This is a genomic window from Novosphingobium sp. BL-S-20 (assembly GCF_055521635.1).
This window is the reverse complement of sequence record NZ_CM145494.1, coordinates 2,153,241-2,170,575: the sequence shown is the minus strand read 5'-3', so window position 1 is coordinate 2,170,575 and position 17,335 is coordinate 2,153,241. Positions and strand designations below refer to the sequence as shown.

The 17,335-nt window shown below is 66.0% G+C and carries 17 protein-coding genes; 4 read left to right on the top strand and 13 right to left on the bottom strand.

What is annotated here, in order from left to right; translation table 11 throughout:
• Position 1: 1 nt before the first annotated feature.
• From ACZ1II_RS17770 to ACZ1II_RS17760, 3 genes are all read right to left on the bottom strand, one after another.
• Positions 2-1,519: a type II and III secretion system protein family protein gene (locus tag ACZ1II_RS17770; protein ID WP_465144934.1), complete on the bottom strand. Its 1,518-nt coding sequence runs from the start codon at positions 1,517-1,519 to the stop codon at positions 2-4.
• Between the two features lie 59 nt (positions 1,520-1,578).
• The gene (cpaB, locus tag ACZ1II_RS17765; protein WP_465144933.1) at positions 1,579-2,601 is read right to left on the bottom strand and encodes a Flp pilus assembly protein CpaB; all 1,023 of its coding nucleotides are present in this window, start codon (positions 2,599-2,601) and stop codon (positions 1,579-1,581) included.
• A 98-nt stretch (positions 2,602-2,699) separates the two neighbouring features.
• Positions 2,700-3,398, bottom strand: coding sequence for an A24 family peptidase (locus ACZ1II_RS17760; RefSeq protein ID WP_465144932.1), 699 nt, complete (start codon positions 3,396-3,398; stop codon positions 2,700-2,702).
• Positions 3,399-3,508: 110 nt separating this feature from the next.
• On the opposite strand from ACZ1II_RS17760, the gene ACZ1II_RS17755 reads away from it, so the two are divergent.
• Both ACZ1II_RS17755 and ACZ1II_RS17750 read left to right on the top strand, forming a co-directional pair.
• Complete coding sequence (locus ACZ1II_RS17755; RefSeq protein ID WP_465144931.1) at positions 3,509-4,498, top strand: alpha/beta fold hydrolase; 990 nt, start codon at positions 3,509-3,511, stop codon at positions 4,496-4,498.
• A 6-nt stretch (positions 4,499-4,504) separates the two neighbouring features.
• Positions 4,505-5,587 (top strand): NAD(P)/FAD-dependent oxidoreductase, encoded by a 1,083-nt coding sequence (locus ACZ1II_RS17750; RefSeq protein ID WP_465144930.1) that lies wholly within the window; start codon positions 4,505-4,507, stop codon positions 5,585-5,587.
• Between the two features lie 197 nt (positions 5,588-5,784).
• On the opposite strand, the gene ACZ1II_RS17745 is transcribed toward ACZ1II_RS17750, so the two are convergent.
• From ACZ1II_RS17745 to ispH, 4 genes are read right to left on the bottom strand one after another with little or no spacing between them, the layout of a single operon-like run.
• Positions 5,785-6,918 carry an FUSC family protein gene (locus ACZ1II_RS17745; RefSeq protein ID WP_465144929.1) on the bottom strand — a complete coding sequence of 378 codons (1,134 nt, stop codon included), beginning with the start codon at positions 6,916-6,918 and terminating at the stop codon, positions 5,785-5,787.
• A 10-nt stretch (positions 6,919-6,928) separates the two neighbouring features.
• Positions 6,929-7,366: a ribonuclease HI gene (rnhA, locus tag ACZ1II_RS17740; protein ID WP_404914377.1), complete on the bottom strand. Its 438-nt coding sequence runs from the start codon at positions 7,364-7,366 to the stop codon at positions 6,929-6,931.
• Positions 7,363-8,352: a homoserine kinase gene (thrB, locus tag ACZ1II_RS17735; protein WP_465144928.1), complete on the bottom strand. Its 990-nt coding sequence runs from the start codon at positions 8,350-8,352 to the stop codon at positions 7,363-7,365. The genes rnhA and thrB overlap by 4 nt, the downstream gene beginning before the upstream one ends.
• 15 nt (positions 8,353-8,367) lie before the next feature.
• A complete protein-coding gene (ispH, locus tag ACZ1II_RS17730) occupies positions 8,368-9,354 on the bottom strand; it encodes a 4-hydroxy-3-methylbut-2-enyl diphosphate reductase (protein ID WP_465144927.1) in 987 nt (328 codons plus the stop codon).
• Between the two features lie 67 nt (positions 9,355-9,421).
• Between ispH and ACZ1II_RS17725 the strand changes: the two genes are divergently transcribed.
• Positions 9,422-10,084, top strand: a complete 663-nt coding sequence (locus tag ACZ1II_RS17725; RefSeq protein WP_465144926.1) for a hypothetical protein — start codon at positions 9,422-9,424, stop codon at positions 10,082-10,084.
• Between the two features lie 206 nt (positions 10,085-10,290).
• Here the strand turns inward: ACZ1II_RS17725 and ACZ1II_RS17720 are convergent, their stop codons facing one another.
• The 6 genes from ACZ1II_RS17720 to ACZ1II_RS17695 all read right to left on the bottom strand — a co-directional run bounded on the left by ACZ1II_RS17720 (position 10,291) and on the right by ACZ1II_RS17695 (position 13,996).
• A complete protein-coding gene (locus tag ACZ1II_RS17720; protein ID WP_465144925.1) occupies positions 10,291-10,986 on the bottom strand; it encodes a lysophospholipid acyltransferase family protein in 696 nt (231 codons plus the stop codon).
• A gap of 94 nt (positions 10,987-11,080) precedes the next feature.
• Positions 11,081-11,518 (bottom strand): Fur family transcriptional regulator, encoded by a 438-nt coding sequence (locus ACZ1II_RS17715; protein ID WP_147215419.1) that lies wholly within the window; start codon positions 11,516-11,518, stop codon positions 11,081-11,083.
• 145 nt (positions 11,519-11,663) lie between these two features.
• On the bottom strand, positions 11,664-12,116 hold the full coding sequence (locus ACZ1II_RS17710; protein ID WP_465144924.1) for a Ros/MucR family transcriptional regulator: 453 nt from the start codon (positions 12,114-12,116) through the stop codon (positions 11,664-11,666).
• Positions 12,117-12,280: 164 nt separating this feature from the next.
• Entirely contained in the window at positions 12,281-12,739 is a 459-nt protein-coding gene (locus ACZ1II_RS17705) for a GNAT family N-acetyltransferase (protein WP_465144923.1), read from the bottom strand.
• Positions 12,740-12,746: 7 nt separating this feature from the next.
• Positions 12,747-13,409, bottom strand: coding sequence for a tRNA (adenosine(37)-N6)-threonylcarbamoyltransferase complex dimerization subunit type 1 TsaB (tsaB, locus tag ACZ1II_RS17700; RefSeq protein ID WP_465144922.1), 663 nt, complete (start codon positions 13,407-13,409; stop codon positions 12,747-12,749).
• Positions 13,410-13,417: 8 nt separating this feature from the next.
• Positions 13,418-13,996 carry a NifU family protein gene (locus tag ACZ1II_RS17695; protein ID WP_465144921.1) on the bottom strand — a complete coding sequence of 193 codons (579 nt, stop codon included), beginning with the start codon at positions 13,994-13,996 and terminating at the stop codon, positions 13,418-13,420.
• A gap of 165 nt (positions 13,997-14,161) precedes the next feature.
• Here ACZ1II_RS17695 and ACZ1II_RS17690 point away from each other — a divergent pair, with 165 nt between their 5' ends.
• On the top strand, positions 14,162-17,104 hold the full coding sequence (locus tag ACZ1II_RS17690) for a M16 family metallopeptidase (protein ID WP_465144920.1): 2,943 nt from the start codon (positions 14,162-14,164) through the stop codon (positions 17,102-17,104).
• The last annotated feature ends 231 nt before the right edge of the window (positions 17,105-17,335 follow it).

Genomic DNA, 17,335 nt, shown 5'->3' with positions numbered 1-17,335 from the left:
CTCACAGGCTGAAGCCGGGGCGAGGACTGGTATCGGCGGCGGAGCGTTTCGCGGGCTTGCCTGTCGCGGCATCGCCGACGCTCGGCCCGCTGGAGGCCCCCTCCGTGGTGGGTTCGGGCCGCTTCCTGGCGCTGACGCCGTCGCTTTCCATATTGCCGAGCACGCGCTGGAGATCGTTCGGCGCATTGAAGCCGTCGGTCGGCAGGGCGATCTTCGACGCATCCACAGGATTAACGAGATAGGGCGTGACGACGATGACCAGTTCGGTCTCGCCGCGCCGATAGCTGGTCGAGCGGAACAGCGAGCCGAGGATCGGCAGGTCGCCGGCGCCGGGCAGCTTCTGAATGGTGTTCTGCGAATTGTTGCTTAGCAGCCCGGCAATCATGAAGCTCTGGCCGGAGCCAAGTTCCACGGTCGTCTCGGTGCGGCGCACGGTGAGCGCGGGCACTTCGTAGCCGTTGAAGTTGACCGCGCCCTGGCTGGACAGTTCTGAAACCTCGGGGCGGACCCGCATCGAGATGCGGCCGCTCGCCAGCACGGTCGGCGAATAGCTGAGGCTGATGCCGTATTTCTTGAACTCGATCGAGGTCGTGCCGAGGGCCTGGCTGATCGGGATGGGATATTCGCCGCCCGCGAGGAATTCGGCGGTTTCGCCCGAGAGTGCTGTGAGGTTGGGCTGGGCAAGCGTGGTGACGAGGCCCACCGTCTCGCCCGCATCCAGCGAGCCGAGGATGTTCACGCCGAACAGCTTTCCGGCCGCCGCGAGCGTGCTGCCTGCCGATGCCGTGCTTACGCTGGAGCCGGGGACCTTGGTGCCGTCGGGAAGGGTGACTTCCACCGAACCGCCCACGCCCATGGGGAGGCCTGGCGAGTGCTGCGTGATCGTTCCCTGCCCAAGGCCGAACTTGAAGCCGCTGGAGCTGTCGATGGTCGACATGTTCACCGCCAGCGATTTCACCAGCGAGCGGCTGACTTCGGCGATGCGCACTTGCAGGTTGACCTGAAGCGGCGTGGCCTGGCGCAAACGGCTGATAACGTTCGCGTCCTTGCCGACATAGGCCTGCACGAGGCGTTCGGCTTCGGCGGCATCTTCGGGTGTCTTGACTGTGCCGGTCAGCAGGAAAGTGCTGGAACCCATCGTCGAGACGCCGATCTTCGCCTCGGGCATCGCGAGGCGCAGCATCGCGTCCACGCTGTCGAGGTTGGAGCCGACGCGCACGGTCGCGGACCAGATCACGGCGCCCGCCGCATTGCTGGCATAGACGGTGGTAGTGCCGCCCGCCTTGCCGAAGACGTAGAGCTGGCGGGCGGACTTGACCTGTACGTCGGCCACCGCGTCGTTGGCGACGAAGACGTCAGCCATGGTGCCGGGTACATTGACAAGCTGGCCGTTGCCGATCGACAGCGAGACGTCCTGCGCGGGGTTCACGACCGACTGGGCTTGCGCTGGAGCGGCGACCGTCAGAGGTGCCAGCGCACAGGCAGCGACAAGCAAGGACTTGAGAAGGCGCGTTTGCATCGGGTGGACCTTCAGCGAATGGATGCGACCAATGTCTGGCATGGGCGGGCGGGCAGTCATCAATGGCCGCCCACGGATTCTTCGGTGGTCTCCTTGCCGCGCGTGACGCGCACGACCGGCCCGGTGCGGACGGGTGCGACGGCGGGGGAGGGACCTTGCGGTGCGCTGGCGACAGCGGTGCGGGCCGCCACTTCCGGACCCGTTGCCGGGCGGCTGGAGCGCTGGAAGCGCGAGACATCGCCGCCGGTCATGTAGGTGGAGCTGCCTTCGATCGGGCGGTTCAGGGCATTGCGCATGAGCTGCTCTTCCTGCGCGCGGGTCGCGCCTTCGGGCACTTTCACGTCGCCGCTGGCGAGGATGCGCTCGAACTCGCCCTGGCTGTCGGCAATGGCGCGCAGCGAGAGGCTGAGCGTGCCGATCTCCTGCGCCACGGCGACCTTTTCGGCGATGCGCGGGGTGACTTCGAGCGTAACGGTGCTGAAGGCGTGGACCACGGTCTTGCCGTCCACCACTTCGTTGTCGGTGGCCTGGTCGGTGGCGAGCACGCGCAAGTTGCGCAGGATCGTCTCCGAGGCGCGCAGGGCCTGGCCGCCGTCGCTGCCGGCGACCTGCTGGGTCAGCACGAGGTCGACGTGGTCGCCGGGGAAGACGAAGCCGCCCACGCCGGTCTTGGCCGAAACGGGAATGGTCACGGCGCGCATGCCCGGCCCCAGCGCGGCGGCGAGGAAGCCGCGGTCGCCCGGCGCGACGAGGGCGCCTTGCGTCACCGGCTGGCCCGCCGTGATCTGGAAGCGGACGACGGTGCCGAGCAGCTTCTGCATGTCGGCCTGGCCGTCGATGAAGTAGGCGTCCTTCACCAGTTCCTTCGGCCAGTCCTGATAGGACACGGCGTCGGCGGTGATGATCGTGCCCACCGGCAGCGCGCGCTGGGCGACGAGGACCTTCGGCCCGGTCGGCTGGGCGGTCGCCACGGCCTGCGCCTGCGGCGCGGCGGAACCGGCGAACATCGAGCGGGCACCCATTGCCGTGACGACTGCGATCAGCAGCGCGGCAACCAGCAGCACCAGCTTCTTCCTATCCATGTCTAAGCGACCCCTGATGAGCTCCGAGTCCGAATTCCCCCATTCGAGATCCCGGCAGCAAGTATGTGTTCAATCGCGTAAATTGGTTAAAATCGGGTTCACCCAACGAGTGGGCTGGAAAGCGCCTGTTCGCCCATGACCCACAGGGCGGCGGCCGAAATGGCGACGCCGTAAGGGATCGGCAGGCGCGACTTCTGTCGGCGCATGATGTGGCGGAAGCCGAGCAGGAACACGATCACCAGTGCAAGCGTCGCCAGCGCCAGCATCCAGGCCTGCGGCAGGGCCTTGTGGACCGCATCGAGATGGGCGGAGGAAATCACCGGCTGGTGTGTCGCCAGCGCATAGACCACGCAGGCCGCGGCCCAGACCCAGCCGAGCGCAACCACCCAGCCGAGCGCGTCGCGCAGCTTCTCGCCGGAAATGCGTTCCATGTTGAAGGCGGCCATCGCGATCGAGGCGCCGCCGCCGATCATCGCCATCAGCACGATAACCTGTCCGAAGCTGCCCGGCGCGAACCACAGTGCCAGCGCCGCAAGCAGCTTGACGTCGCCGCCGCCCATCTGGCGCAGCGCGAAGAGCACGCAGGCGATGACGAAAGTCAGCAGGGCCAGCCCGAGCTGCCAGGCCACGTCGCTCCAGCCGAAGCCGAGCGACCACCACCACAACGGTGCAGCCAGCGCGATCCCGAGATTGAGCGTATTGTCGATCTCCCGGCGCTTGAGATCGGTGAAGGCCGCAGTGAGCAGGGCGATTGCCAATGCCAGCAGCAATGCATACGAAAAAGCTCCGCTCGGCATTCGTGAGTTCCCCCTTGGCCGGGGCCTCATCTAGCGGATATCGCTTACCAAACAGTAACCACACAATCGAAGGCTACGTCAGCCAAGTGACCATCCAAGCGACCAAGAGCATGCCCTCCCTCAGCGAAATCGCGCGCGAGGCGGCGAAGGCGCGCCGGACGATTCCCGAAGGCGTCGTCGAGAGTTTCTGGACCGGCCCGAGCGGCCCCGAGCCGCTGCGCCGGATCGACTGGCCTGCCACGACTCACGGCGGTACGGAAGCGCGCGGCTCGATCCTGTTCCTGCCGGGGCGCGGAGATACTTACGAGAAGTGGCTGGAAACGCTGGAGCAATGGCATCTCGAAGGCTGGGCAGTCAGCTCGATCGACTGGCGCGGACAGGCGCTCAGCGGCCGCTTCGGTTTCGACGCCACCACCGGCCATGTTCCCGACTTCGACATCTGGATCGAGGATCTCGCCGCCTTCTGGCGCGATTGGACCGCAAAGCGTCCGGGACCGCATGTCCTGATCGGCCATTCGATGGGCGGCCACCTCGCGATGCGCGCCGTCGCGCAAGGGAAGGTCACGCCCGATGCGCTCGTGCTTTCGGCGCCGATGCTCGGCATTCACCCGGCCCGCGTGCCGCCGGGGCTGCTCCACACCATCGCGCGCGGGATCGTCCGGCTCGGCGATTCGCGCCGCCCCGCCTGGAAGCACAGCGAGAAACCCGCAGTCCTGCCGCAGGCCCGCTCGCGGCTGCTGACCCACGACAAGGGCCGCTACGCCGACGAGGACTGGTGGCGCAGCCGCCGCCCCGGCATCGCCATGGGACCGGCCAGCTGGGGCTGGATCGAACGGGCGCTCGCCTCGATTCGCCTGCTGGACGGCAAAGGCGTGCTCGAAGCGGTGCAAGTGCCGGTGCTGCTGCTGGCCACGCGCTATGACGGCCTCGTCTCCTGGCCCGCGATCCGGCGCGCCGCCCGCCGCCTGCCGCATGCCGAACTCCTGGCCTTCGGTCACGAAGCGCGCCACGAACTCCTGCGCGAAAGCGATCCGGTCCGCGATCGGACACTCGCGGCCATTCGGGACTTCCTGAACCGGACGGCGCCCGTTAGGGGCTGACCCCCTATGGATAGCAGGTTCGATATCGTCATTGTGGGCGCCGGAATGGCAGGCGCCTCGCTGGCCGCCCGGATTGGAGAGCAGGCGCGGGTGCTGGTGATCGAGGCCGAGGAACGCCCCGGCTATCACGCTACCGGCCGCTCCGCTGCATTCTGGACCGAAAGCTACGGCGGCCCGCAAGTCAAACCGCTGACCACCGCCTCCGGTCCCGAACTCCACCGCCTCGGCGTGCTGACCCCGCGCGGCGCACTGACGATCGGCAAGACCGGACAGGAGCGCGAGATCGCCGCTTTCGCCGAGACCTACGGCGGCGTCGGCATCGAGGTATCGACACTCGACCGCGCCGACATCGCCGCGCGCATCCCCGATCTCAAGCCCGAATGGACCTGCGGCGTGCTGGAGCCGAGCACCTGCGATATCGACGTTGCGGGACTTCACCAGCATTACCTGGCCGCCGCCCGCAAAGCAGGTGTGGCGCTTTGGTGCCGCGCGGGACTTGCTGCGGTCGAGCGGGTGCCGGGCGGCTGGTCGCTCACGCTGGCCGACGGGCGCCGCGTGACCTGCGACGTGCTTGTGAACGCGGCAGGGGCCTGGGCCGATGCGGTGGCAGGCAAGGCGGGCGTCCGCCCGCTCGGCATCGCGCCCTATCGCCGCACGATCGCCCAAGTTGCGATCGAGCCTGCTGCGCCGGATACGCTGCCCCTCGTTCTCGATGTTGCGGGTGGGTTCTATTTCAAGCCCGAAAGCGGCCGTCTTTGGCTCAGCCCGCACGATGAAACGCCCAGCTCCCCCTGTGACGCCGCGCCGGAAGAAATCGACGTGGCGCTCGCTATCGACAGGTTCGAGCAGGTGGTGGACCGCCCGGTCCTGCGCGTGGAGCACCGCTGGGCGGGGCTGCGCTCCTTCGCGCAGGATCGGCTGCCGGTCTATGGTTTCGACCCTGAATGCAGCGGGTTCTTCTGGTTCGCGGGGCAAGGCGGCTTCGGTATTCAGACGGCGCCCGCTGCGGCGGTGCTGGGGGCGGCGTTGTTGCTGGGGCAGGACGGGGGGGAGGTTGATCCTCTGCCGTTCGGGCCGGGAAGGTTTTAGGGAAGTAGAAGTCCTGGGGGATGATCCCCCAGACCCTCGGAATGTCGACCTTGTGCACGACCTATCCGAAGTGCGCTCCTTGCGGCGCAGCCAATAAGTCTCCCGACGCAGCCATGAGCGCACAACGGATAGGCTGGGTGAGACCTAGACGGTAATGGGGGTGCAGGGGGGCTATGCTCCCCTGCTTTCACTTTCCTTCACTCGTTATTCTCAGCCTGCGGACCAGCCCCGCTCACCTTCCGCCCCGGCGCGATGAAGTGCCAGACCAGCAGCACCGGCTCCAGCACCGCCATCCCGACGAAGATGCTGATAAGGCGGTGTACCGCGGGCATGATTTCCGCGTCGGCGTAGGAGTCGGGCACCAGTACGACCAGCAGCGCGAGGGTGAACTGAAGCCCGAGGTAGGTCACGTTCGGCAGGCCGTTCTCGATATGCCTGCCGATGACGATGCCGAGGCAGGTCCCTGCGATCAGCACCGGTGCGCTGCCTTGTGCGAGGAGCAGGACCGCCAGAGAGAGGCCTCCGCCCGCGAGGCAGCCGAGCGTGCGCTGGAGCAGGCGGCGGGTGACGGGGGCGAAGCCGCTCGCGCCGATGCCGCTCACCGGCACGATCATCACGGCCATCACGGTGACGGCGGCCTGGGCCATCTGCGGCAGCTGGAACAGGGCGTGAAGCACCGGGAGCACGGCGATGGCGATTCCCGCCTGCGCCGCGTGGCGGGCGGCGTGGGGGTGCCATTTCATCCGCTCGGGCGCGGGCTTGCGTCCGGCGAGCCACTTCTTGCCGGAGAGCGTGGCGGCGGCGAGGCTGACGATCACGCAGGCCACGGTGCCCGCGAGGACTTCGAGCAGGCGGGTCTGGGCGAAGTGGATGGTGTCGAGGTCTGGGTGTTCCAGCTTGTCGAGCAGGATCATCTCGAAGGTCAGGCCGAACAGCAGCCAGGCATAGGCGCGCCGGGCGGTGATCATGCCGTAGAGGCCAACGGCGCCGACCAGCGCGGCGCTGGCCATGGCGAGCGGCAGCGAGTGGGCGGCGTAGGGCACGATGGCCAGCGCCAGCAGCGAGCCGATCGCGGTCCCGGCAATGCGCAGCACGCCGCGAAGGAGCGTTTCGGCGGTCTCGCTCTTGAGCAGGACGAAAGCGGTGAAGGCAGCCCAGGCCACCACTTTCGCGCCGATCAGGTGGGCGAAGAGAATCGCCAGCATGACCGAGGCGACGCAGGCCCATTCGTCGGCCATCCGCGGGCCGGGCGTCACGAGGGCGCGGGCTTCTTCGCGCAGGCGGTTCCGGATGACGGGGAAGGAGGGCAGGCGGGGTTCGGAAGCGGGCATTGCGCTCCCGTTACTTGCCTGCGGCGACCGCCGCGTCGCTGGCGAGCTTGTCGACGCGCTCGTTCTCGGCGTGGCCGGAGTGTCCGCGCACCCATTCCCAGTGGACCTTGTGGCGGGCGACCGCCTCGATCAGGTCGTGCCAGAGATCGGCATTGCGCACGGGCTGCTTGCTGGCGTTGACCCAGCCCTTCTTCTTCCAGCCGTGGACCCATTTGGTGATACCGTCGATCACGTATTTGCTGTCGGTCTGGAGCGTGATCTCGCAGGGTTCGGTCAAGGCGTTGAGGCCCTTGATGACGGCGGTCATCTCCATGCGGTTGTTGGTGGTGTCCGGTTCGCCGCCGGACATTTCCTTTTCGTGGACGCCCATGCGCAAAAGCACGCCCCAGCCGCCGGGGCCGGGGTTACCCTTGCAGGCGCCGTCGGTGAAGATTTGAACCTGCTTCATGCGCCGAATATCCCGGAATTGGCAGGGTCTGCATAGAACTGAAGTCGTCTTGCGAAGGCCATGGGGTCTTTCGGCGTGACGAGCGCGTCTTCCGGTGTGTTGAGCCAGTCGTAGGCACGTGTCGCGAGGAAGCGGATCGCCGCAGCGCGCGCGAGCAGCGGCAGGGCGGCGCGTTCGGCCTGGGAAAGCGGGCGCACGGCCTCGTAGCCTTCGATCAGCGCGCGCGACAGCTCGGGCTGGAATGCGGTGCCGTCGTTGTTGAAGCACCACGCAGCATGGGTGACGGCGACGTCATAAGCCAAGAGATCGGTGCAGGCGAAATAGAAGTCGATCAGGCCGGTGACCTTGCTGCCCAGCATCAGCACGTTGTCGGTGAAGAGGTCGGCATGGATCACGCCGCTCGGCAGGTCGGAGGGCCACTGGCCTGCCAGTTCGGAGAGTTCGCGTTCGACGAGAGCGCCGAGGTCCGGATCGATCGATTCCAGCCCCTCGCGGGTGCAGTCACCCAGCAGTTGCTGCCATGCGGGCAAGTCGAGCGAGTTGGCGCGCGACTGTCCGAAATCGGCGGCGGCGAGGTGGATCTGTGCAAGTGCGGCACCGACTGCGCGGGCCTGCGCCGGGGTCGGTTCGGAGACGGAAACGCCGGGCAGGAACTCGATCAGCGCCAGCGCCTTGCGGTTTTCGCCCTCGCCGATGAAGCGGTGGCTGGCGCCGCCCTTGTCATGCATGGTGCGCGGGACCGGGCAGTCGCGGGCGGCGAGGTGGTCGAGCAGGTCGAGGAAGAAAGGCAAGTCGGAAATGTCCGTCCGGCTCTCGTAGACCGTCAGGATGAAGCGGTGGGCGTCATCGCCCTGCTGCGTCTCGATCAGCCAGTTGCTGTTGGACACGCCCTCGGCGATGCCCTTGGCCGAAACCAGCGTGCCGACGCCAAAGGTCTCGATGATCGCGGACATCTCTTCCGCGCCGAGCCGGGTATAGACTGCCATGAGGTAGAGTGTTCCTTAGCGGGCGAGCTGGCGGGGCAGCTTGAACGTGATGGTTTCCTCGGCGGTCACCCGTTCCTCGGATTCGACTTCGCGCAGTTCCTTGATCCGCGCGATCACTTCGTTGACCAGTTCCTCCGGCGCCGAGGCCCCGGCGGTGAGGCCCAGCGTCGCGATATCGGCCAGCCATTCCGGTTCGATGTCGGTCGCGCGCTGGATCATCTGTCCGCGCGAACCGGCGCGCTCGGCCACTTCGACGAGGCGCAGCGAATTGGAACTCTTGGGCGAGCCGATCACCAGCACCAGATCGCAGTCGGGCGCGATCTGCTTCACCGCGCCCTGACGGTTGGAGGTGGCGTAGCAGATGTCTTCCTGCTTCGGCGCGACGACTGCGGGGAAGCGGGCGAGGATCGCCTCGATGATGGCGGCGGTATCGTCCACCGAAAGCGTGGTCTGCGACAGATAGGCGAGTTCGCGGTCGGCGGGGACCTCGATCTTGGCGACGTCCTCGACGGTCTCGATCAGGGTCATGTTGCCTTCGGGAACCTGCCCGAAAGTGCCGATCACTTCCGGGTGCCCGGCATGGCCGATGAAGAGGATGTGGCGCCCGTCTGCGATCTGGCGTTCGGCCTGGCGGTGCACCTTGCTAACGAGCGGGCAAGTCGCGTCCAGCCATTCGAGGCCGCGCGCGGTGGCCTTGGCCGGAACCGCCTTGGGCACGCCGTGGGCCGAGAAGATCACCGGCACCCCGTCCGGCACCTGATCGACGCTCTCCACGAAGACCGCGCCCTTGGCTTTCAGATTATCGACCACGAACTTGTTGTGCACGATCTCGTGCCGCACATAGACCGGCGCGCCGTAGATTTCGAGCGCGCGCTCGACGATCTCGATGGCGCGATCGACACCGGCGCAGAAGCCGCGCGGGGCCGCGATCAGGAGGCGCAGGGGCCTGCCTGAAGAGGGGCCGGAAGAGGACGGGTTCGGAGACGGAAAGGGCGCGTTCATGAATGGGCCTCTAGCGCTTTGCCGCTTGCGCCGCTAGGGCAAGCCGACGTCTTCGAGGAACCTCACGATGAATGCACGCCGCCTGACTGCCACTGTCCTCTGCTCCGCCGCCGCGGTGACCGCGCTCAGCGGCTGCGCCAAGAAGGGAGAGATCGTGGTCGATTCGGGCGTGGGCATCACTTCGGTGCGCTCGGCTTGCCCGGCCGTGGGCATTCCCGACTACACCGGCGACATGACCCTGTTCCGCGTGGCAAACGATCGCACGGCGGCCAATATCGACCTCGAAGCGGCGATGACCAACGTGCGCACCACCTGCAACGAACAGGTCGGCGATAAAGTCACCGCGAAAGTCGAATTCGACGTTCTCGCCCGCCGCAACGACAAGCAGGGCGCTCGCCAGGTGACGCTGCCCTACTTCGTCTCGGTGCTCCAGGGCGGCTCGGCGGTGATCTCCAAGCGCGTCGGCCACGTTACGCTCAACTTCGCGGACGGCCAGGACCGCGCGCAGTTCCACGCTGTCGGCTCGGCCTTCATCGACCGCGCCGCCGCCACGCTGCCCGCCGATATCCGCGAGAAGATTACCCGTAAGCGCAAGGCAGGTGACGCCGATGCCGCCGTCGATCCGCTGTCGGATCCGACCGTGAAGGCGGCGGTCGCGCGTTCGAGCTTCGAGGTGCTGGTCGGGTTCCAGCTGGATGAGGCGCAGCTGGCTTATAACGCTACGCGTTGATTCAAGAATTCAAGAAAAGAGAAGTCCTGGGGGATGATCCCCCAGACCCTCGGAATTGGCGACGGTGCGCACGACCTATCCGGTGTGCGCTCCTTGCGGCGCAGCCAATAAGTCTCCCGACGCAGCCATGGGCGCGGAACGGATAGGCGGCACCCGACCTAGACGATAATGGGGGTGCAGGGGGGCTATGCTCCCCTGCTTATTCTTTATTCTTCCCCACTAGCTCGCTCGACCGCCAGTTGCGCCCCCCGCGCCATGGCCTTGCGATCACCCCGCTCCTCGCCAACCAGCGGCGGCAGAAAGTGCAAAGTCACGCGCAGAGGTCTTGCGCGGGCCAGAATGCGAAGGGCGTTATCGAGGCCCGGCTCTTCCCCGACCCAGGCGATTTCGGCGGCGTCCTTGCCGTAGTCGAGCCAGACCGGCTGCACAGTGAGGCCGGTATCGTCCGTGCCGATGGCAGAGAGCAGTGATGACTTGAAGGGCAGCAGTTCGTCCCCGGCGGAGGTCGTGCCTTCCGGGAAGATCGTTAGCGCGCCGGTTTCGCTCAGGGCCTTGCGCACTTGCTCGACTTGCGCGGCCACGGTGCTGCGGCGGTGGCGTGCGATGAAGACGGTGTCGTTGAGTGAGCAGAGCCAGCGCAGGGGTGTGAAGCCTGCCAGTCCGTCATGGGCGATGAAGGCGGTTCCGGTTGCTCCGGAGAGGGCGGGAATATCCAGCCAACTCAGGTGGTTGGCGAGGAAGAATGTGCTTGAGGCAGGTCGCATTCCCTGCGTGGTCACGCGCAGGCCCGAGATCGTGCCGACCAGTTTCAGGAACTGCCGGGGCACCGGGTTGCGGGCTTTGAAGGGCGCGAGCAGGTAGTAGGCAGGAACGCAGGCGATGAGCAGGAGCAACAACGCCAAAAGGCGGATCGCGATCAGGGGCCAGGCCCGGAGCGCGATCCGCCTTTTTGGTTGGATTGCCGTGGCCGGAGGCCCCGAAATCACTTTACGGCGATCACTTGCGGGTTTCGCCGTCCTCGCGATCGATCCGCACGCCGAAGAGTTCCATGCGGTGGTCGACGAGACGGAAGCCGAGCTTTTCGGCGATCTGCCGCTGCAGCGATTCCAGTTCGGGGTCGACGAATTCGATGACCTGGCCGGATTCGACGTCGATCATGTGGTCGTGGTGGGCTTCCGGTGCCGCTTCGTAGCGGGCGCGGCCGTCGCCGAAGTCGTGACGGTCAAGGATGCCGGCTTCTTCGAAGAGGCGGACGGTGCGGTAGACCGTGGCGATCGAGATGCCCGGGTCCAGCGCGGTGGCGCGTTCGTGGAGCTTTTCCACGTCGGGGTGGTCGGTGCTCTCGGAGAGCACGCGGGCGATGATGCGGCGTTGTTCGGTGATCCGAAGGCCGCGTTCGGCGCAGAGCGCTTCGAGGTCGATAGGTTGATTCACGTTTGACCCGTATCAATGAAAAGGCACGGCAACCTAGATAGGCCGCCGTGCCTTTAATCACAACCTGTGAACGTCGCCGGAGATTCCTCTTGTGGAAATCGGTCTCGCTCTTGGATGCGTTTTTCCGTGCCGTCAGGCGGCGAAATCAGGCAGCGGCGGGAGCAGCCTTGGGCTTGCGGCCGCGCTTGGCGTTAGGCTTGCGACCCAGGCCGATCTTCTTCGCGAGTTCGCGGCGCTTTTCGGCATAGTTGGGGGCGACCATCGGGTAGTCGGCGGGCAGGTTCCAGCGCGCGCGGTATTCTTCCGGGGTCATGTTGTAGTGGGTCATGAGGTGGCGTTTCAGCATCTTCAGCTTCTTGCCGTCCTCAAGGCAGACGATGTAGTCCGGCTTCACCGAAGCGCGAACCGAAACGGCGGGTTCCGGCTTTTCTTCTTCGACGACCGGGGTGCCACCAAGCCCGGCGAGAGCGCCGTAGACGTTGGTGATGAGCGAAGGCAGGTCCTCGACGTTGACATTGTTGTTGCTGACATGAGCAGCGACGATGTCGGACGTGAGCGTGATCAGCGTCTCGTTGGCGTCAGCCTGAATGTTTTCCATTTTATACGACCTCTTTATTATTTCCATTTCTGGAACCCGCGAGCCATTTAAGCCCTGCATAGTCGCTCTGGACCATTTCGTTCGGGAATACAAGGTCTATAAAAAGTCGTCCCTAATTGTGACACTTGTAACAGAAAATGATTTTCCAATAGTCGGTGTAAAGTTCAGTCGATGTCGCAAGCAAAGGTCAGGGCATCGAGCCTTTCTCCGTGCAGCAACCGATAATAGTCCTTGCGTTCGCCGATCTGATAGAAGCCCATGTTGGAATAGAGTCGCTCTGCGGGATTTCCTCTTCTCATTTCAAGCAGAAGGCGTTTCGCACCGCGCTGCGAAGAGGCCTTCTTGAGCGCATCCAGTAGGGAGCGCCCCAGTCCCATACGGCGATATTCGGGCGCCACTGCAAGAAGCAGCAGCTCCTCTTCTTCATAGCCGGTGCGGGACAGAGAAAATCCAGCGGCTTCCTCTTCCGCTTCGACGGGTTTTCCTTGGGCGGAGATGAGGAAGTAGTGACAGTTTCCGAACGTCAGCGCGTCGTCGACTTGGCGGCGGTTCCAGGCTTCGCCCCAGGCCGGGTCGAATGCACTGGCCATGACGGCCATGATCCGGTCGAGATCGTCGGTCATCGCGGTTTCAACTTTGCGGGCCGGGAAGTCCGCCGGGCAGGCGCGCGTCGGGTGCGCGGCCATAGAGCGGGCGGGTATCGGTCAGCAGGGCATGTTCTGGAAGCAGCGGGAAGGCGCGGGCGTCGGGCCAGACTGCGAGGGCCGTGCCGTGTCCGCGCCGGCCGATGAGCGCTTCGGCCTGGGTGCCCGCGATGACCTCTTCGGTCATGCTTGCGGCGGCGTCTTCGGGGCGCAGGGAGGCGAGGGGGTGGGTGAGGCTGCCGTCTGCGGCAAAGCTCTCGGTGAACCATTCGCCGTGGCCGCCGGTCATGGTTACGCCCACGGGTACGGCGCCAGCCTGATCGCGGGCGATAGCGGCGACCATGGCGAGGGTCGAATAGCCGAGAACCTCGGAACCCCAGGCCAATGCCAGCGCCCTTGCGGCGGCGAGGCCGACGCGCACACCGGTGAAGCTGCCGGGGCCGAGCGCGACGACGATCCGCGCCGCACGGCCGCGATCGGGCAGGGCGGCGATCATCGGCACGAGCGCTTCGGCATGGCCGCGCCCGAGCATGCGGAAGTCACCCGCAACAAGTGCCTTTTCATCGAAAAGCGCGACCGAGCAGGCCTCGGTCGCGCTATCGATCACCAGTGTCCGGCCGATGAACGGCTCTCCTGTCTTCTCCGTCATGCGGGCGATCAGGCGGCCCGGACTTCGGTGACTTCGGGGACGTAGTGCTTGAGCAGGCTTTCGATGCCCTGCTTGAGCGTTGCGCTGGACGAGGGGCAACCCGAGCAGGCGCCCTGCATCGCGAGGTAGACCACGCCGTCGCGGAAGCCGCGATAGACGATGTCGCCGCCGTCGTTGGCAACGGCCGGGCGCACGCGGGTCTCGATCAGGTCCTTGATCTGCTCGACGATGTCGGCATCGGCGGGATCGTCGCCGTAATCGGTGTCTTCTTCGAGCGGAACCGAGAAGCCGCTGGCGTCGCCGCCCGCGAAGAGCGGGGCTTCCGACACGAAATGGTCGAGCAGGATCGAGACGACCTGCGGCTTGAGATCAGACCATTCGGCGCCGGGCGCGGCCGTCACCGAGACGAAGCCCTGGCCGAAGAACACGCCGGTCACGTCACCGAGGTCGAACAGCGCCTGTGCCAGCGGCGAGGCTTCCGCGTCCTCGGGCGAGGTGAATTCGCGGGTGCCTGCTGCCATGACCTGCCGTCCGGGCAGGAACTTGAGCGTGGCGGGATTGGGCGTGGCTTCGGTTTCGATGTACATGGTCCACGCGATTTAGGTGTTGCGGGGATAGGGTCAAGTCCACAAGCTGCAATTGACTTTGCGCGGCGCGGGAACAAGGCTGCAATCCGGCTCTTTTATGCCGCGACTTTAATACGTCACGCTATTCACTGGCCCTTAATCGAACCGGAACCTATACCCCTCCCGATGACGAAATCTTCGCGCGCCGCTCGCTCGCTCGCCTGCTTCCTGCTGCTGGCTCCCCTTTCGGTTCAGTCCGTTCTCGCGCAAGTGCCGAACGCCCCAGTTCCGGGCCAGGCACCGGCGGCGGAAACGCTGCCCGGCGACCGCGACCCCTGGCTCTATCGCGGCAGCGACATTCCGCGCGATCCCGAGTGGCATTTCGGCGAGCTTTCCAATGGCCTGAAGTATGCCGTACGCCGTAATGGCGTGCCGCCGGGGCAGGTCTCGATCCGCATCCGCGTCGATGCCGGCTCGCTCTACGAAACCGATTCGGAGCGCGGCTATGCGCACTTGCTGGAGCACATGCTGTTCCGCCAGTCGAAGTACATTCCCGAGGGCACCGCGATTGCCGCCTTCCAGCGTCTGGGCGCGACCTTCGGCAGCGATACCAATGCCATCACCTCGACCACGCAGACCGTGTTCAAGCTCGATCTGCCCAATGCCACCCCGACCTCGCTGGACGAGACGTTCAAGCTGATGAGCGGCATGGTGACGGCGCCGACGCTTTCGGCCTCCAACCTCAAGTCCGACCTGCCGATCGTGCTAGCCGAGATGCGCGAGCGCGGCGGCGCCGCCAAGCGCGTGCAGGACGCCATGCAGAAGACGCTCTACGCCGGACAGCCGCTTTCGGTGCGCGAGCCGATCGGCACGGTGGAAACGCTGACTTCGGCGACCCCGGATTCGGTCCGGGCGTTCTATTCGCGCTGGTATCGTCCGGATAACGTCGCGGTGATCGTGGCGGGCGATGCCGATCCGGCGACGCTGGAAAGCTATGTGAAGAAGTGGTTTTCCGACTGGAAGGCCAGCGGCAAGCTGAGCCCGGCGCCGAGCTTCGGCGATCCGGCCGCGCCGCAGGGCGCTGATCCGCAGAACCCGGTCGGCGAGACCAAGGTGCTGGTGGAACCCGACCTGCCGCCCTCGCTGATGTATGCGATCCTGCGCCCCTGGCGTCAGGTGACGGACAACATTGTCTACAACCAGGGGCTGATGGTCGATTCGATCGCGCAGGCGGTGATCAACCGCCGCCTCGAATCGAAGGCGCGTGCGGGCGGCAGCTTCCTCTCCGCCTCGGTCAATCAAGACGATGTCTCGCGTTCGGCCGATGCCACCTTCGTTTCGGTCACGCCGCTCGGCGAGGACTGGGAGGCGGCGCTGCGCGACGTGCGCGGGGTGATCGCCGATGCCATGACCAAGCCGCCGACGCAGGCCGAGATCGACCGCGAAGTCGCCGAACTCGACGTGGCGTTCCAGGTGCCCGTGGAGCAGCAGCGCATCCTGCCGGGTTCGAAGCTGGCCGACGACATGGTCAATGCGCTCGATATCCGCGAGACGGTGGCCGCGCCGAACGACGTGCTGCGCATCTTCCGCGAATCGAAGCACTTGTTCACGCCTGCGGATGTGCTCAAGCACACACAGCAGCTGTTCGGCGGCACGGTGACGCGCGCGATCTTCACCACGCAGAAGCAGGATGGGGCGACCGACGAGACATTGCGCAGTGCGCTGCTCCAGCCGATCAAGCCCGACGCCTCGATTCGCACTGCCGGTAACGAGAAGCCGGTCTCGTTCGAGAAGCTGCCTGCGATCGGCGCGCCTCACAAGGCGACCGCGCAGACCGGAACCGGCCTGCTCGACATCGAGCAGCTCACTTTCGCGAACGGGGTGAAGGCGATGCTCTGGCCGGTTCAGGAAGAGCCGGGCCGTGTCACCGTCAAAGTCCGCTTCGGCGGCGGCAAGCGTTCGATCGCGCCGCAGGATGCGCCTTACATCGCGCTCGGCGAATTCGCGCTCGTCGGCTCGGGTCTGGCCACGCTGGGTCAGGAAGACCTTGATCGCATCTCGACCGGGCGCAAGATGGGCTTCGATTTCGAGGTTCAGGACGCCACCTTCCAGTTCCAGGCGGAATCCCGCCCGCAGGATCTGGCCGACCAGCTCTATCTCTTCGCCGCCAAGCTCGACCTGCCGCGCTGGGACCCGCAGCCGCTGGTCCGCGCCAAGGCCGCCGCGAAGATCCAGTACGCCACTTACGCCACCTCGCCCCAGGGCGTGCTGACCCGCGATCTCGAATTCTACCAGCGCGGCAAGGACCCCCGTTTCGCCACGCCGACGCCCGAGGCGATCGAGAAGACCACGGCGGCCGGGTTCAAGAAGGTCTGGAGCAAGGCCCTGGCCAGCGGTCCGGTGGAAGTGCAGATCTACGGCGACTTCGACAAGGCCTCGACCATTACCGCGCTGGAGAAGACCTTCGGCGCGCTCAAGGCCCGCACCCCGGCGCCTTCGACGGCCAATGTCGCGGACGTCACCGTGCCCAAGCCTTCGGATACGCCGATCGTGCTCCAGCACCACGGCGACCCGGACCAGGCGGCGGCGGTGATCTCGTGGCCGACCGGCGGCGGCTCGATGGGCATCCGCGAATCGCGCCAGCTCGAAATCCTCACGCAGCTCTTCACCAACCGCCTGCTCGATGCCGTGCGCGAGAAGCTGGGCGTCGCCTATGCGCCTTACGTCTATTCGCAGTGGCCGGTGGACATGGCGGCGGGCGGCTCGATCACGGCGGTCGCCCAGCTCGATCCCAAGTCGACCACGGTGTTCTTCCAGACCGCCGACGAGATCGCGCAGGACCTGATCCACAATCCGCCGACCGCGCAGGAACTCGCGCTCGTTACCGAACCGATGCGCCAGCAGGTGACGCGCGCGGCTTCGAGCACTTCGTTCTTCATGGGGCAGCTCGAAGGCGCGACTTACGATCCCTCGCGGATCGGCACCGTCCGCACGATCCTCTACGATTACACCGCCACCACACCGCAGCAGATGCAGGCGCTTGCCGCCCGCTATCTCGGCAAGAACAATTCGTGGCGGCTTGAGGTCATGCCGGAAGGCAAGGCGGTGGGCGCAGTCGCGGCGAAGTAAGGGGCGGGGCCGTCCGGCGTTCAACTGTCGCCGAACCTCCCTCCTATAGATATCCCGTCATCCCCGCGAAGGCGGGGATCCCGCTTTTGTTGCGGCATGGCGAAAGGTCGCAAGGAAGGAAGCGGGGCCCCCGCCTTCGCGGGGGCGACGAAGCTTTTTTACGAGACCTAGCAGGATGCCGCGAGTGGAGTGCTGCTCCGACCCGCCTTGCTGTAACATTCTTGCACTCAT